Source organism: Nocardioides sp. BP30, assembly GCF_029873215.1.
Taxonomy (GTDB): Bacteria; Actinomycetota; Actinomycetes; order Propionibacteriales; family Nocardioidaceae; genus Nocardioides.
Genome location: NZ_CP123620.1, coordinates 3457073 through 3473248, shown reverse-complemented (window position 1 = coordinate 3473248; position 16176 = coordinate 3457073). Strand labels below are relative to the sequence as shown.

The window sequence follows — 16176 nt, the reverse complement described above, 5'->3', positions numbered from 1 at the left end:
TCCGGTAGCCGTGGCCCGGCTCGGACAAACACTCAGTCGGGGAAGATCCGCGGTATCGCCGAGGCCCGACCCGTGAACGCCGCCGGCCGCTTCTCCCGGAACGCCGCCACGCCCTCCTGCCCGTCGCCGACCGAGGTGTGCCACATGGCGAGCGAGTCGGCCAGGTGCGCCTCGAACGGGTCGGTCTCGGCGGCGTTGCGATAGACCAGCTGGCGCGCCAACCCCAGCGCGACGGCGGAGTGGCCGCGCACGAACGAGCGGGCGAGCTCGTACGCCGCCGGCAGCAGCTCGTCCGGCTCGTGCACGCTGCGCACCAGCCGACCCGCGTGCGCCTGTTCGGCGGTGAGGATATCGGCGGTGTAGATCCACTCCAGCGCCTGCGGGATGCCCACGATGCGCGGCAGGAAGTAGGAGGAGCACGCCTCGGGGACGATGCCCAACCGCCCGAAGACGAAGCCGATCCGGGCAGCGGTGGAGGCCAGCCGGATGTCCATCGCGCAGGTCATGGTGGCGCCGATGCCGACCGCGGCGCCGTTGATCGCTGCGATCACCGGCTTCGGCAACCGGTGGATCGCCAGCGTCACCTGACCGCCGGTGTCGCGCACGCCCGCGTCCCAGGCCGGGTCGTCGAGGTGGGCCCGCAGCGACTCGGGCGTCGGGTCGAGCGACTCGTCGAGGCCGAAGACGTTCCCCTCGGCCGACAGGTCCATGCCGGCGCAGAACGCACGGCCGGCGCCGGTGACCACGACCGCGCGGATGGCGTCGTCGTACGCGTCCTGCTCGAAGAACTGCCGCAGCTCGGCCGCCATGGTGAGGTCGAAGGCGTTGAGGCTCTCCGGCCGGTCGAGCAGCAGGGTGGCGATGCCGTCGTCGTCGATGCTGACGGCGAGGGTCTCGTACGCGGTCATCCGGTCACCGACTTCGGAAGGCCCGAGGCCGTGCACAGGCCCGCGGGGATGGTGGAGGTCTTGTCGGCCTTGAGGTAGCCGATCAGCTTCAGCGCGCGGGTCTTGTCCCAGTGCACGTACAGGTCCGAGATCGGGATGCCGCAGGTCAGGGCCTTGCCGCCCGAGACCGACTTCATCGCCAGCGCGAACCGGGCCATCTGGACGGTGCTCATGCCCTTGCCGACGCTGATCCCCGAGGTGCCCTTCTTGAGCCGGTGCAGCTTGAACGGGTTGAGCAGCGTGCCGGGGCCGGCGGCCTTCTTGCCGATCTGCCCGATGACCTCGGTCTGGGCCTCCTCGCGGCCGATGTCGCCGAGCGTCTGGGCGTGCCGGGAGCGGGAGTAGGCGAGCGCCTTGACGCCGCCGGCGTGCTGACAGCCGGCCTTGACGTGCAGACCGGCGAGCGGGTCGTTCATGGCCTTGGTCGGGCAGATGGTGACGCCGCCGACGCCGTTGACAAGGTTGACCAGGCCGCCCATGCCGATCTCGACGTAGCCGTCGATGTGCAGGCCGGTGTCCTGCTCGATGGTCTTGACCAGCAGCTGCGGACCGCCGTAGGCGAAGGCGGCGTTGATCTTGGTGCTGCCGTAGCCCGGGATGGGGACGTAGGAGTCGCGCGGGATGCTCATCAGCAGGTTCGGCCCGCTGCCGGTGTGCAGGATCTTGATGGTGTCGGTGCGCTGGCCGGCGGCGTCACCGGTGCTGAGCTTCTTGCGCTGCTTGGCCGAGAGGCCCTTGCGCGAGTCGCTCGCGACGATCAGGTAGTTGGTGCCGGGCTGGTCCGCCGGCCGGGTGCCCTTCGGCTCCCAGTCGACCCGCACGATCGCGTTCGCGACACCGAGACCCACCCACACGATGCTGACGAGGTAGACCAGCACCAGCACGTAGACGACGCGCCGGGCGGTCTTGAAGCTGACGAAGCGGCGCGGGCCGCGACGCCCCGCCGTACCCGGGTCGCCCGGCGTGGGAGCCAGCGGCGGGGGAGTCGGCGGCGTCGGGGGCCGGGAGCCGCTGTTCGCGCTGTAGGAGGCGCCGACCCGCGCGCGACGCGCCTCACGGTCGTCGACCGGCATCGCACGCGTGGCGTCGTCGGACGGCGGCACGGGCCGGCCCGCGGGCGTACCGTCGGGGCGGCTCGTGGGCTGGGACGGCTGGGGCTGCTTCGACGGGTCGGGCGAGGAGCCCTTGCCCTTGCCGAAGAGCCAGTCGTACTGGTCGGGCATGGCGGAGACGGTACCGTGCGCGCCATGAACGGAGCCGATCCGCGACGCCCCACCACGTACGGCGAGGTCTCGCTGGCGGTGCTCATGCGCACTGCGGAGGCCAACCTGGCCGGCAACATCCACGGCGGCGAGATCGTGAAGCTCGCCGACTCCACCGCGGGTGCCGTCAGCAGCCGGCACGCCGGCGGGCAGACCGTCACCGCGGCGTTGGACGAGATGGTGTTCATCGCGCCGGTGCACGTCGGCGACATCGTGCACACCTACGGTCGGGTCAACTGGGTCGGCCGCACCTCGCTGGAGGTCGGGGTCCGGATCGAGGCCCAGCCGCACAGCGATCCGAGCGTCGGCGGTGTGCACGTCGCTTCGGCGTACTTCGTCATGGTCGCGCTGAACCCCGACGGCACCCCGCGGGAGGTTCCGCCCCTCCTGCTGGAGAGCGCCGAGGACCACCGGCGCTGGCGCGAGGCGCAGATCCGGCGTGCCCACCGGCTGGCCAAGCGCGAGGAGATCCTGCGGGGACGGAACGCCTGAGGTCGGGGTGGGTCCCCGGCGCGTCGTGACGCATGTGACTGCTGTGGCTGGAGATACTGGCCGGGCCTGTCCTTCCCCGCAGAGCACGAAAGGCCGGTTCCATGCGGTCCATCGAAGAGCGCGCCGCCCGCGTCAGGTTCCGGCGTGCCCTCGCCCTGATGGCGATGACGCTGATCGCACCCGGCTCGGCGCAGCTCGCGGCCGGCGACCGCCGGGTCGGACGGATCGCCCTGCGGGTGTGGATCCTGGTGCTGACCGGCGGCTTCCTCTCGCTCGTGGTGGCGGTCTTCTGGCACGAGCTCGCGTTCTGGGCGGCCACCACGCCGTCGATGCTGCTGGCACTGCGGCTCGCGCTGATCGCGGCCGCGGTGGGCTGGGTGTACCTGTTCTTCGACGCCTGGCGGATCAGCCAGCCGCTCACCCTGGCCCTGGGCCACCGCCGCGCGGCGGTCTCCGTGACGGGTGTCGTCGCGCTCGGCATGTCGGCGGTGCTGTTGTTCAGCGCCCACCTCGTCGGGGTGCAGCGAGGACTGGTGATGGCGATGTTCGCCGGGAACTCGGTCTCGGACGCGGCGGACGGTCGCTACAACGTCCTGCTGATCGGCGCCGACTCCGGCGTGACCCGCTGGGGCCTGCGCACCGACTCGATGACCGTCGCCTCGATCGATGCGAAGACCGGCAAGACGGTGTTGATCGGGCTGCCGCGCAACATGATGAACTTCCCCTTCCCGAAGGGTTCGATCCTGGCCAAGCAGTGGCCGCACGGCTACAACTGCTCCACCTGCGAGCTCAACAGCCTCTCCACCTACGCCGCCGACCACAAGGCGCTCTTCGGGTCCTTCGACCAGCCCGGCGTGGAGGCCACGATGGAGGGCATCGAGGGGATCACCGGCCTGAAGATCAACTACTACGCGATGATCAACATGCCCGGGTTCCGTGACCTCGCCGACGCCATCGGCGGGGTGACGATCAACGTGCGACAGCCGATCGCGATCGGCAAGACCGGTGCCGTCACGGGCTGGATCAAGCCCGGGGTGAAGAAGCTGACGGGCGAGCAGCTGCTCTGGTACTCCCGCTCCCGCGCCACCTCGGATGACTACTCCCGGATGGCCCGGCAGAAGTGCGTGATGAACGCGATGCTGCACCAGGTCAGCCCGGCCACGGTGATGAAGCACTTCGGCAAGATCGCCAAGGCCTCCGCCGCGCTCTTCACCACCGACATCCCGACCAGCGAGGTGGACCACTTCGCGCAGCTGGCGCTCAAGGCCAAGTCCCAGAAGATCTCGACGCTCTCGCTGGTGCCGCCGCTGGTCAACACCAGCAACCCCAAGATCAAGACGATCCGCAGAGCCATCGATGCCGCGATCGCGCCGGCGCCCAAGGCCTCCGCGCCGAAGTCCACGGGGGCGAAGGGTGCGGCGAAGAAGCCGTCCGCCTCGACCGGCACCGCGCCCACCAAGGACGTCATGACCGAGGGCTCCTACGGCTCGCTCAAGACCGGGTACGTCGCCAACCAGACCGACGACCTCGCGGGTGCCTGCTGAGGCTGCCCTCCGCTCAGGACCGCGGCGAGCACCGACGGTTCTGGACGACCAGGCGCGAGACCGTAGGGTGAGCGCCGTGACCCAGCCTCGCCGTATCACCGCCGTGGTCGTCACCTACAACCGCCTCGCCCTGCTGCAGGAGCTGCTCGAGCGGCTCGACACCGTCGCTGAGCTGGACGAGGTGCTGGTCCTCGACAACGCCTCCAGCGACGGCACCGGCGAGTGGCTCGCCGGTCTCGAGGGTGGTGCGACGGGTTCTCCGGGGGAGAGCGAGCACCGCGCGGTGCCCGTCCTGGCGCGGACGCTGACGTCCAACCGGGGTGGGGCGGGGGGCTTCCACGACGGGCTGGCCTGGGCGATGGAGCGGGGCGCCGACCTCGCCTGGCTGATGGACGACGACGGCCTGCCGCAGCGGGACTGCCTCGCCCGCCTGCTGCGTGCCGACGAGCTCGACGAACGCGGTGGACTCGACTTCTGGGGGCCGGTCGTCGTCGACAGGGCCAAACCCGACCGGCTGGTCTTCCCGATCCGGCTGCCCGGAGGGACGCGGGTGGTGCACGACCTCGCGGACGTCCGGAACGCCGCGGGTGCGGGCGGCCGGATCGAGGGCATCGTCATCCCGTTCAACGGCGTCCTGGTCACGCGCGAGCTGGTCTCCCGGATCGGGCTGCCGCGCGAGGAGTACTTCATCTGGGGCGACGACCACGAGTACCGGCTGCGCGCGGAGGCTGCCGGGGCCCGGATCGCCACCGTGGTGGACGCGCAGGTCAGGCATCCCGCCGTCGGCGCACTCGGCACGCCCATGCTGGGCGGCCGCACCACGTACAACCACACGCCCAGCGACCTCAAGCACTACTGCATGGCACGCAACAACCTGCTCAACCTGCGCGACTACAAGGGCTGGCCGCATGCGCTGGCGTTCGTCGCCAAGACCCTGTGGTTCTACACCTTCACCCGTCGCGAACCGAGGCGGCTCCTGCTCAGCGTGCGTGCCTGGTGGGCGGCGCTGCGCGGCGACTTCACCGGCCATCGGAGGTATCTGTGAGCCCCTCGACCAGCCCGGGGAGCGCGTCGGACCCGGCGACCGAGAGCGTCGCGATCGTGGTCGTCACGTACAACCGCGCCGATCTGCTCGCGGTGATGCTCGAGGGCCTGGGGCGCCTCGAGCACCCGGCCGACGCCGTGGTCGTGGTCGACAACGCCTCGACCGACCGCACCGCCCAGGTGCTCACCGCGTGGGCCACCGGTGATGCTGCCGGTGACGCTGCCGGTGACGCTGCCGGTGACGCTGCCGCGGCAAGGCGGCAGGTCATCACGATGCCGGAGAACCTCGGTGGCGCCGGCGGGTTCCACAGGGGTGTGCAGGCCGCCTACGAGCAGGGCTTCGACCGGATCTGGCTGATGGACGACGACGTCGTCCCGGCACCCGACTGCCTCGGGGTCCTGCTCGCGCAGGACGAGGACTGCCTGATGGCGGTGCGCCAGAACACCGACGGCACGCTGATCGAGCTCGCCGCCACCCGCTTCGACCTGGCCAACCCGCTGGCGATCAAGCCCAAGCGCGCCAGCGTCGTCTCCACCTACCCGACCCGTGCCGAGATGCCGGCGCGGGTCCGGCTGGAGAACGTCGCCTTCGAGGGCTTCATGGTCCGCAGACGGGTCATCGACGCGGTCGGGCTGCCGGATCCGAGCTTCTTCATCTTCTACGACGACGTCGACTTCGCCCTGCGCGCGCGACGCGCCGGCTTCGAGATCTGGGCGATCCGGGACGCGGTGCTGGTCCGCCAGCTCGACTTCAGCCAGCAGCACGACCTGTCGAGCTGGAAGGGGTTCTACATGTACCGCAACCTCTTCGTCGTCCATCTCCGGTACGGCGAGAACCCGCTCGTGCGGCTCAAACCGTGGCTGATCATGGTGCTGGTGGTGCTGCTGAGCCCGGTTCGCGGGGGCCGGCGCGAGGCCGGCAACGTGATCTCCGCCGTACGGTCGGCGCGGGGAATGCGGCAGGTACCCACCGCCTCCGTAGACTGACCGACCGTGCCAGACAGTGTTGCAACCCCGGATCTCGTCATCGTCGGGTCAGGCTTCTTCGGCCTGACCATCGCCGAGAGGTGCGCGGCCGAGCTCGACCTCAAGGTGCTCGTCATCGAGCGCCGTTCGCACCTGGGCGGCAACGCCTACAGCGAGTTCGACCCCGAGACCGGCATCGAGGTCCACAAGTACGGCACCCACCTGTTCCACACCAGCAACGAGAAGGTGTGGGAGTACGTCAACCGCTTCACCACGTTCACCAACTATCAGCACCGCGTCTTCGGCAAGTACCAGGGCCAGGTCTACTCGCTGCCGATGAACCTCGCCCTGATCAACCAGTTCTTCGGCAAGGCCCACACGCCCGACGAGGCCCGCGCCCTCATCGCCGAGCAGGCCAGCGAGATCAGGACCGCCGACGCCACCAACCTGGAGGAGAAGGCCATCTCCCTGATCGGCCGTCCGCTCTACGAGGCCTTCATCAAGGGCTACACGGCCAAGCAGTGGCAGACGGACCCGAAGGAGCTGAGCGCGGAGATCATCACCCGACTCCCGGTCCGCTACACCTTCGACAACCGCTACTTCAACGACAAGTACGAGGGCCTGCCGACCGACGGGTACACCGCCTGGCTGACCCGGATGGCCGATCACCCGAACATCGAGGTCCGGCTCGAGACCGACTTCCTCGATCCCTCCACGGGCCTGGCCGAGCAGTTCAAGGGCAGCGTGCCGATCGTCTACACCGGCCCGGTCGACGAGTACTTCGGCAACGCCGAGGGCCGGCTCTCGTGGCGCACCGTCGACCTGGAGTCCGAGACCCTGGACGTCGACGACTACCAGGGCACGGGCGTGGTCAACGCGAACGACCCGGACGTGCCGTGGACGCGGGAGCTGGAGTTCAAGCACCTGCATCCCGAGCGAGCCGCCTCGTACAAGCCGAACCGTACGATCGTGGTGCGCGAGTACAGCCGCTTCGCCGAGGAGGGCGACGAGCCGTACTACCCGATCAACACCGCCGACGACCGCGCGAAGCTGCTCAAGTACCGTGATCGGGCGATGGCCGAGCCGATGGTGCTCTTCGGCGGCCGCCTCGGCACCTACAAGTACCTGGACATGCACATGGCGATCGCCTCGGCCCTGTCGATGTACGAGAACAAGCTCAAGCCGCACTTCGCCCAGGGTGCGGAGCTCAAGTCCGGGGGTGTGGACGCCTGATGACCGCAGTGACAACCGCAGGAGCCTCGGAAGCGGTGACGGGCACCACCCGCCGGCTGCTGCAGCGCCAGATCCTGCCGCTGGATCGCGACTTCGAGGTCCTGCCGCTCTACGTGGACCCGAGCACGCCCGATCTCGACGAGGACAAGTACGTCGTCGGCGGCACCCGGGCGGCCAAGGAGCTCAACAACACCAGGATCCGGCAGGGGACCGGTGAGGCCGAGCAGGTGCGGGCCGACCAGATCCTCGACCGCACCCGTCTCCGGCTCGATGCCGGCCAGCGGCTGAGCTTCGCCGCTTACTTCAACGCGTTCCCGGCCTCCTACTGGCGGCGCTGGACGATCGTCGACCACGTCACCCTGACGGTGAGCGTCGAGGGTGCCGGCGCGACGGTGATCGTCAACAAGTCGCTTGCCAACGGCAACAGCCAGCGCGTCGACTCCGCGGTCACCGAGGACGACGGCATCAACACGCTTACCTTCGAGTTGAGCCTGACGCCGTTCATCGACGGTGGCTGGTACTGGTACGACGTGGTGGCCGCCGAGAACGCCGTCACGGTCAGCGCCGAGTGGCACGCCGAGGTGCCCGCGGACCGGGCCGACCACGGCACGGTCGACGTCGCCATCACGACGATGAACCGCCCCGAGTTCTGCGCCAAGCTGCTGCAGCAGTTCGGCGAGCCGGACGTGGCCGAGTTCCTCGACACCGTCTTCGTGATGGAGCAGGGCACCCGACGGGTGACCGACAGCGAGGAGTTCCCGGCCGCCGAGAAGGCGCTGGGTGACAAGCTCCGCATCGTCGTGCAGGGCAACCTCGGCGGCTCGGGGGGCTACGCCCGGGGTCAGCTCGAGTCGGTCCGCAAGGGCACCGCGACGTACGCGCTGATGATGGACGACGACGTCGTCTGTGAGCCGGAGGGCATCATCCGCCAGGTCACCTTCGGCGATTTGGCCAAGCAGCCGACCATCGTCGGCGGCCACATGTTCAGCCTCTACTCCCGCTCGCGCCTGCACAGCTTCGGCGAGATCGTCCAGCCGTGGCGGTTCTGGTGGAAGTCGCCGGAGGACAGCTACAACCAGTGGGACTTCGCCACCCGCAACATCCGTTCGGCGCGCTGGCTGCACAAGCGGGTCGACGTCGACTTCAACGGCTGGTACTCCTGCCTGATCCCGCGGGTGGTGATCGAGCGGATCGGGTTGAGCCTGCCGCTGTTCATCAAGTGGGACGACGCCGAGTACGGGCTGCGCGCTCGCGCCCACGGCTTCCCGACCGTCACCCTCCCGGGCGCCGCGGTCTGGCACGTGCCGTGGACCGACAAGAACGACGCGCTGGACTGGCAGGCCTACTTCCACCTGCGCAACCGGCTGGTCGCGGCGCTGCTGCACTCGAGCTACCCGCGCGGCGGCCGGCTGCTCCGGGAGAGCCTGAACAACCAGATCGCGCACCTGGTGGCGATGCAGTACTCCACCGCCCAGCTCCGGATCGAGGCGATGGAGGACATCCTGCGGGGTCCCGAGGCGCTGCACGCCATGCTGCCGACGCGGCTGGGCGAGATCAATGCGGTACGGCGCGAGTTCAGCGACGCGCGCCTCGTCGCCGACACCGACGACCTGCCTCCGGTCCGGGTGGAGAAGCCGTCGAAGAAGGACCTCACCGAGGTGCCCTCGCGCAAGGCGCAGCTCATCACGGCCGGCCTGGCGCCGCTGCGGCAGCTGCGCCGGCCGCGCGACCTGTCCCGCACGAACCCGGAGGTGGCGGTGCCGGCGCTGGACGCGAAGTGGTACCGGCTGGCGTCCTTCGACTCGGCGATCGTGTCGATGAACGACGGGACCGCTGCAGCGCTCTACCGACGCGACCCGCAGCAGTACCGTGAGTTGCTCAAGCGCTCGGTGGAACTGCACGCCCGCTTCCTGCGGGAGTGGCCGCAGCTAGCCGAGCGCTATCGTTCGGCGCTGGGCGAGATCACCTCGCCCGAGGCGTGGGAGGAGACGTTCAAGCCGTGGAAGGAGACAGGTGATGAGTGAGGCCACCCTCGTGGCCGAGCGGCAGGCGCTGGAGCCGCTGTCCTCGCCGTCGGCGAGCCTGGGCCTGCTCTCGGTGTTCCAGCGACGCTATCTGTTGCGGTTGCTGGTGCAGCGCGAGATCGCCGCCCGCTACGAGCAGTCGTTCCTGGGCTTCTTGTGGTCCTACATCAACCCGTTGACCCAGTTCTTCATCTACTGGTACGTCATGGGCGTCGTGATGGGGGCGCACGCCACCATCTCGAACTATCCGGTGCACGTCTTCAGCGGTCTGGTGATCGTGCACTTCTTCACCGAGACCTTCGGGGCCGGCACCCGCTCGATCGTGCGGAACAAGTCGTTGGTGCAGAAGATGCCGCTGCCCAAGGAGATGTTCCCGGTGGCAGCGATGCTGGTCTCGTTGTGGCACGTGCTGCCACAGATGGCGATCCTGCTCATCGTCTGCTTCCTCACCGGCTGGCACCCGGACATGGGCACGCTCGTGGGCGGGGTCCTCGCCATGGCGATCATGATGATCCTCGGCACGGCGCTCTCGCTGATCTTCAGCGTGGCCAACGTGTTCTGGCGCGACTTCGGCTCCCTGGTCGGCATCCTGATGAACTTCGTCCGGTTCGGCTGCACGATGATCTACGGCTACGACCAGCTGGCCCAGCACGCGGGCAGCTTGAAGTGGCTCGTGCTCGGCAACCCGATCGCCGTCGCGTGCCTGCTCTTCCAGCGGGCCTTCTGGGCGCTGTCGACGGATCGACCGGAGCACACCATCAAGACCCAGTTCCCCCCGCACCTCTACCAGCAGGGGCTGATCGCACTCGGCGCGTCCCTGGTGCTGCTGCTGATCGCGCAATGGTTCTTCAGCAAGTTCGAGGCACGAATCCCGGAGCAGATCTGATGGCCGAGGCGATCGTCGCGCAGCACGTGACCAAGGACTTCGTGCTGCGGCGACACAAGACCTTCAAGCAGATGAGCGTCGCCAAGATGCGTGGGCAGAAGACGGTCGACCGGTTCAACGCCGTCGACGACGTCTCGTTCACCATCCAGCAGGGCGAGTCGGTGGGACTGATGGGTCTCAACGGCTCGGGGAAGAGCACCCTGCTGAAGGTGATCAGCGGTGTGATGCGACCCAACAAGGGCACGCTGGTCACCCGAGGACGCATCGCCGGCCTCATCGCGACCGGCGCGGGCTTCCAGAACCAGCTCTCCGGCCTGGAGAACATCTACCTCAACGCCGCGATCTACGGTCTCAACGAGAAGGAGACCAAGTCGGTCCTCGACGAGATCATCGACTTCGCCGACATCGGCCAGTTCATCGACCAGCCCGTTGGGACCTACTCCTCCGGGATGAGCTCGCGACTGGGGTTCTCGATCGCCGTGCACGTCGATTGCGACATCTTCCTGGCCGACGAGATCCTGGCCGTCGGCGACAAGCCGTTCAAGCGCAAGTGCATGAACAAGATGATGGAGATCCGCGAGAGCGGACGGACCATCGTCTACGTGAGCCACGCGGCCGCGTCGGTGCAGAAGATGTGTGACCGCGTGATCGCCCTGGAGCGGGGCCGGCTGGTCTTCGACGGTGACGCCATGGAGGGCATCCGCTACCTGCACTACGAGGACGACGGCGAGGAGGAGCTCGGCATCTCCGACGCCGAGCTCGGCGCCGACGTCTGAGTCTTCAGCGGCCGTCAGCGTCGCCGACTGCCCGCTTCCCGATGGGGGAGCGGGCAGTCGTCATTTGGCCTTCGGCATGCATCCGCGGCGAATGACACCGATGTAATTTTACTTTAATCTCGAGATCGTCGGCGTGTCGAGTAGAAATTACAGTCTTGTAGTTACTCGCGAACCCTTCCCATGGCGCTGTGACGGGTGTGAAAGTTGAGCCCTCGTGTGAACTTCCCCGCACACCTGGAGCAACGGAATGCACCTCGGAAAGATCCGCTACGTCGCCAGCTGCCAGCAGCTGCTGGTGCTCGGTGTCGTCGTCGCCGCCCTCGTCCCCGCCGCGAGCGTCGTCACCCTCGACGTCGTTCGTGAGACACCGTCGGAAACCGCCTCCACCGGCGGCAGCGGTAGCGTCGCCCCGGCGATCGCGCCGACCCCGAGCGGAGCGCTGGCGGCCTACACCAAGGCCGCGCTGACCCCCTCGACGGTCGCCACCGCCCCGGCCGAGGCGTCGGTCAAGGAGATCCAGCTGACAGTGCCGTCGGCGGCCGTCGCCGGTCGCCGGGCCGTCAACTCGGAGGCGGCCGCAGCGGCGCGCAACGCGCGCGTCGCGACCACGGCCAGGCGCACGACCATCACCAGCACACCCCAGCGCGTCACCGGCTTCGGTACCGTCGGCGTCACCTGGGAGCACGGCGACGACCTCAAGCCCAGCCAGGTCCGCGTGCGACTGCGCACCGAGAAGAACGGCACCTGGAGCGGCTGGAAGAAGGTCGACTACGACGTCGACGGGCCCGATCCCAGCAGCAGCGAGGGCAGGCGCTCGCGGCCCGGGACCATGGAAGCCCTGGTCGGCCACGTGGACCAGGTCCAGGTGCGGATGCGGGTCATCGGCGTGGATGCGCCGCCGGACCTCAAGCTGGCCGTGATCGCGCCCGGCGCGACGCCGACCGCCGCGGAGCGGCCGGCCCTCGACACCTCGAAGTTGGATGAGGGGTCCGGCTCGTCCACGACCACGGCTGCGAGCGCTCCGGCTGCTGCCGCCGCCCCTGCCGCCCCCGCCGCCGCCCCCGCCGCCCCTGCCGCCCCCGCCGTCGCGCCTGCCGCAGCAGGCGGGGCCGTCACCGACGCCACAGACGCTACCGACGCCTCCCTGACCGCCTCAGCGCAGAGCGAGGCCGTCCTGGCGGCCGCGGCGTACACGCCCAAGCCGCAGATCTACAGCCGCGCCCAGTGGGGGGCCGACGAGAAGATCCGGGAGCAGACCGCGCCCAGCTACGCCGAGGTCCACGGCGGCTTCGTGCATCACACCGTCAACGCCAACGACTACACCGCTGCCGAGGTGCCCGGGATCATCCGCAGCATCTACGCCTACCACGTGCGCAGCCGGGGCTGGCGCGACATCGGCTACAACTTCCTGATCGACAAGTTCGGCCGGATCTGGGAGGGCCGGTACGGCGGCGTGGACCGCCCCGTCGTCGGCGCGCACACCGAGAACTACAACGACTACGGTTTCGGGGTCTCGGCGATCGGCAACTTCGAGACCGGCAAGCCGACCACCGCGTTGCTGCAGGCCGAGGGGGCGCTGTTCGCCTGGAAGCTGTCGCTGCACGGCGTCTCGGCCGCCGCCACGAACGTGACGATCGGCCCGAAGACGTTCGCGTCCTCGATCATGGGTCACCGCGACACCAAGGCGACAGCCTGCCCGGGCAAGTACCTGTACGCCCAGATCCCCCAGATCCGCACGATCGCGGCCTCGTTGCAGAAAGGCTGGTCCGGCCGCACTCTCGAGTCGAGCTTCCTGGGCAACTCCGACCCCGACATCGTGGTCCGCGACGCGACCAGCAAGGAGGTCTACGTCGTACCGACGACCCCTGGGGCGTCCCGGAGCGTGGCGGTGGCGGCCGTCGGGGCGAAGCAGTCGGTGACCTCCGGGGACCTGACCGGTGACCGCCGGGTGGATCTGGTCACGGTGTCGAAGAAGGGCGTCGCGAAGGTGCGCCCGGGTGACGGCGCGGGTCACTACGGCACAGCGGTCACCAAGGACGCCAAGAAGTTCGTGGGCCGGGCCATGGTCACAGCTGTCGGTGACCTCAACGGCGACGGTCACAACGACCTGGTCGCCAAGATCATGAAGGCCGGCAAGAACCGCGGCCGGTTGAGCGTCTACCTCGGCCGCGGCAACGGCACGTTCGTCCGCAAGGCGCAGCCGACCGTCGACCTCAGCGACGTCACAGGCCTGGCCGGACCGGGGGACATCACCGGAGACGGCCATCCCGACCTGCTGGCGCGGCACACCAACGGCACGATCGTGACGCTGCCGGGGACCGGCACCGGCGCGTTCGGCGCACCTCGCGCCAGCTCGTCGGGTCGTCTGGGTACGCCGATCGACACCGGCCTGAAGCTGCCCAACGCCACCCAGCTGCTCAACGCAGGCGACTGGAACCGCGACGGCCACTCCGACCTGATCACCCGCAACACCGACGGCAATCTCTACCTCTACCTCGGCAACGGGCAGGGCCGGTTCGCCAAGCCGACCGTGCTCGCGGGCGGCTTCGGCGCGGTGACGCTGCTCAGCGCGGCGGGAGACATTACCGGCGACGGATGGCCCGACCTGCAGGGTCAGGTGAACGGTGCGATGCGGATCTGGCCGGGCAAGGGCGCCGGCGGTCTGGCGACGTCGTACGTGTCGCACAGCGCGATCTCGGCCAAGGAGCAGGTCGCCGTCGGCCGCTGGAACGGCGACGGCGCTCCCGACGCGCTCTTCGTCAAGGGCAAGAAGACGTTGCTCTACCCGGGCAACGGACCCGGTGGTCTCACGAACCCGATCACCGTCGGCGGCAGCCTGACCGGCTACAGCTGGGTCATTGGCGTGGGCAACGTCCAGGGCACCGGGCGATCGGCGCTGATCCTGCGCAACAGCGCCGGTGCGCTGTACCAGATCTCCCCGACCGCGACCGGCACGCTGGGCGCTCCGCAGCTGCTCGGCACCGGCTTCAGCCGCTACGACCTGGCCGGGTAGGGACGGCAAGGAGAGGTTCAGGCCTGGGTCTCCACGTCCGGGATGCGTCGATCCCGCTCGCGGACCGTGACCCGCTCGGCGACAGCGATCGCCTCGAGCCGGTCGGGGTCGGCGTGGACGACCAGGACCAGCGAGCCGCCGTTCGCGAGCGGCTCGCAGAAGGAGGCGGTTCCCGGTGGGGAAGCCGGGTCCGTCTCCGACACGAGGCGGTCGCCGCTGGAGAGGGAAGCTCCGGCGGCGGCCGCCCACAGCTGCGCCTGGCTGGTCACCTCGCCGGCCCAGTCCGTGGCGGCGTCCTCCGGCATCGGTGGGTCCCAGGGTGCCCAACCGTCCGGCTGGCCCCACACCTCGATCCCGACGTCGTGCACGTCGGGCGGGAGCTCCTCGGCGAACCGCACGCCCAGCGGGAGCAGGGCGCACGCCAGGGTCGGCCGGGTGCTCGCCGTGGGCGCCCAGATGGCCAGCGAGCCCGGTCCGCAGACCACCGCGTCCGCGTCCTCACCGTCGGTGACGACCAGGCCGGCGTTCCAGGCGGCGCCGAGGAAGACCAGGGAGAGCCAGTGCGGGGGCAGGTCGATGAGCAGGCGCTGGCCGCGCTCGAGGCCGTGCTCGTCGACCAGGAGTCCGGAGGCCTTGGCCACCCAGTTGGCGTAGGTGGCTACGGAGAGCTCGACCCGCTCCCCGCTCGCCTCGTCGTAGAAGGTCACCAGCGGTCGGCCGGGGTTGGAGCGCAGCTGGCGCGCCAGCACGTCGGAGAACGTCGTCACTGCACCATCCTGCCCTGCCGGCGGCGTGGCACTGGTTAGGCTGCCCCCTATGGCTGGACGGCTCTCTATCGACAACTTCTGGGCGGTCATCCCCGCCGGCGGCGCGGGGACCCGGCTGTGGCCGCTCTCCCGGCAGGCGGCGCCGAAGTTCCTGCGCGACCTCACCGGCAGCGGGCGGTCGCTGCTGCAGGAGACCTACGACCGGTTGCAGGTGCTGGCCCAGGACCGCTTCCTCGTCGTCACGGGGGAGGCGCACCAGGAGGCGGTGCTCGAGCAGCTGCCGCAGCTCGATGGCTGCGTGCTGGCGGAGCCGTCGCCGCGTGACTCGATGGCGGCGATCGGACTCGCCGCAGCCGTCCTGGAGCTGCGCGACCCGGACGCGGTGATGGGCTCCTTCGCGGCCGACCACGTCATCACCCGGGCCAAGAAGTTCACCGAGGCGGTCCGTACGGCGGTCGCTGTCGCCCGGGACGGCTGGCTGGTCACGCTGGGGATCACCCCGACCTTCGCCAGCACCGCCTACGGCTACGTGCACGGTGTCGAGGAGCTTCCCGGGCATCCCGCCGCCCGGCTGGTCGACTCGTTCGTGGAGAAGCCGTCCGAGGCCGTCGCGCTGTCCTACCTGGCCGACGGCGGCTACCGCTGGAACGCCGGCATGTTCGTGGTCCGTCCCACCGTGCTGCTCGACCTGCTGGCGAGCTGGGACCCGGAGTTCGCCGCCACCCTGCGCGAGATCGCCGCGCTGCACCACAAGGGCCAGGTCGACCGGTTCGACGAGCTCTGGGCCCGGCTGCCGAAGATCGCCGTCGACCACGCCGTCGCCGAGCCCGCCGCCTCCGCGGGCAGGGTCGCCGCGGTGCCGGCCGAGTTCGGCTGGGACGACGTCGGTGACTTCGACTCGCTGGCGACCCTCCTGGACGCCGCCATGACGGTCGACTCCGAAGGGCCGACGGTGCTGGGCGACAGCGCACTGGTGCACTCGATCGACGCCTCCGGCCTGGTCGTGCCCACCAGCGGGCGGACCATCGCGGTGGTCGGCCTCGAGGACGTGGTGGTGGTGGACACCCCCGATGCCGTCCTGGTCACCACCAGGGCGCGGGCGCAGCAGGTCAAGCAAATCGTGGCCAGTCTGAAGGCCGAGCACCTCGACACGCTGACCTGATCCGCCGCCCCTCGCCGCAGAGGCGGCGCAGAGGGCCTCAGGGGCTGGACAGGGATCGAA

At 69.5% G+C, this 16176-nt stretch carries 13 protein-coding genes; 10 read left to right on the top strand and 3 right to left on the bottom strand.

The window, feature by feature from the left end:
- Positions 1 to 32: 32 nt before the first annotated feature.
- Both P5P86_RS16370 and P5P86_RS16365 read right to left on the bottom strand, forming a co-directional pair.
- Complete coding sequence (locus P5P86_RS16370; RefSeq protein ID WP_280608516.1) at positions 33 to 908, bottom strand: crotonase/enoyl-CoA hydratase family protein; 876 nt, start codon at positions 906 to 908, stop codon at positions 33 to 35.
- A complete protein-coding gene (locus tag P5P86_RS16365) occupies positions 905 to 2170 on the bottom strand; it encodes an LCP family protein (protein ID WP_280608515.1) in 1266 nt (421 codons plus the stop codon). The genes P5P86_RS16370 and P5P86_RS16365 overlap by 4 nt, the downstream gene beginning before the upstream one ends.
- Positions 2171 to 2194: 24 nt before the next feature.
- On the opposite strand from P5P86_RS16365, the gene P5P86_RS16360 reads away from it, so the two are divergent.
- The 9 genes from P5P86_RS16360 (at position 2195) to P5P86_RS16320 (ending at position 14187) form a co-directional block, all read left to right on the top strand.
- Positions 2195 to 2701 (top strand): acyl-CoA thioesterase, encoded by a 507-nt coding sequence (locus P5P86_RS16360; protein WP_280608514.1) that lies wholly within the window; start codon positions 2195 to 2197, stop codon positions 2699 to 2701.
- Between the two features lie 101 nt (positions 2702 to 2802).
- Positions 2803 to 4245 (top strand): LCP family protein, encoded by a 1443-nt coding sequence (locus P5P86_RS16355; RefSeq protein ID WP_280608513.1) that lies wholly within the window; start codon positions 2803 to 2805, stop codon positions 4243 to 4245.
- 76 nt (positions 4246 to 4321) lie between these two features.
- Positions 4322 to 5290 carry a glycosyltransferase family 2 protein gene (locus tag P5P86_RS16350; protein ID WP_280608512.1) on the top strand — a complete coding sequence of 323 codons (969 nt, stop codon included), beginning with the start codon at positions 4322 to 4324 and terminating at the stop codon, positions 5288 to 5290.
- On the top strand, positions 5287 to 6276 hold the full coding sequence (locus P5P86_RS16345; protein WP_280608511.1) for a glycosyltransferase family 2 protein: 990 nt from the start codon (positions 5287 to 5289) through the stop codon (positions 6274 to 6276). The genes P5P86_RS16350 and P5P86_RS16345 overlap by 4 nt, the downstream gene beginning before the upstream one ends.
- A 6-nt stretch (positions 6277 to 6282) precedes the next feature.
- Complete coding sequence (glf, locus tag P5P86_RS16340; RefSeq protein ID WP_280608510.1) at positions 6283 to 7488, top strand: UDP-galactopyranose mutase; 1206 nt, start codon at positions 6283 to 6285, stop codon at positions 7486 to 7488.
- Complete coding sequence (locus tag P5P86_RS16335) at positions 7488 to 9512, top strand: glycosyltransferase (protein ID WP_280608509.1); 2025 nt, start codon at positions 7488 to 7490, stop codon at positions 9510 to 9512. Before glf ends, P5P86_RS16335 begins: the two co-directional genes overlap by 1 nt.
- A complete protein-coding gene (locus P5P86_RS16330; protein ID WP_280608508.1) occupies positions 9505 to 10398 on the top strand; it encodes an ABC transporter permease in 894 nt (297 codons plus the stop codon). The genes P5P86_RS16335 and P5P86_RS16330 overlap by 8 nt, the downstream gene beginning before the upstream one ends.
- Positions 10398 to 11174, top strand: coding sequence for an ABC transporter ATP-binding protein (locus P5P86_RS16325; protein WP_280608507.1), 777 nt, complete (start codon positions 10398 to 10400; stop codon positions 11172 to 11174). The genes P5P86_RS16330 and P5P86_RS16325 overlap by 1 nt, the downstream gene beginning before the upstream one ends.
- Positions 11175 to 11421: 247 nt before the next feature.
- Positions 11422 to 14187, top strand: a complete 2766-nt coding sequence (locus tag P5P86_RS16320; protein WP_280608506.1) for an FG-GAP-like repeat-containing protein — start codon at positions 11422 to 11424, stop codon at positions 14185 to 14187.
- A gap of 17 nt (positions 14188 to 14204) precedes the next feature.
- Here the strand turns inward: P5P86_RS16320 and P5P86_RS16315 are convergent, their stop codons facing one another.
- Entirely contained in the window at positions 14205 to 14954 is a 750-nt protein-coding gene (locus tag P5P86_RS16315; protein ID WP_280608505.1) for a TIGR03089 family protein, read from the bottom strand.
- A 49-nt stretch (positions 14955 to 15003) separates the two neighbouring features.
- Here P5P86_RS16315 and P5P86_RS16310 point away from each other — a divergent pair, with 49 nt between their 5' ends.
- Positions 15004 to 16116 carry a mannose-1-phosphate guanylyltransferase gene (locus P5P86_RS16310; RefSeq protein ID WP_280608504.1) on the top strand — a complete coding sequence of 371 codons (1113 nt, stop codon included), beginning with the start codon at positions 15004 to 15006 and terminating at the stop codon, positions 16114 to 16116.
- The last annotated feature ends 60 nt before the right edge of the window (positions 16117 to 16176 follow it).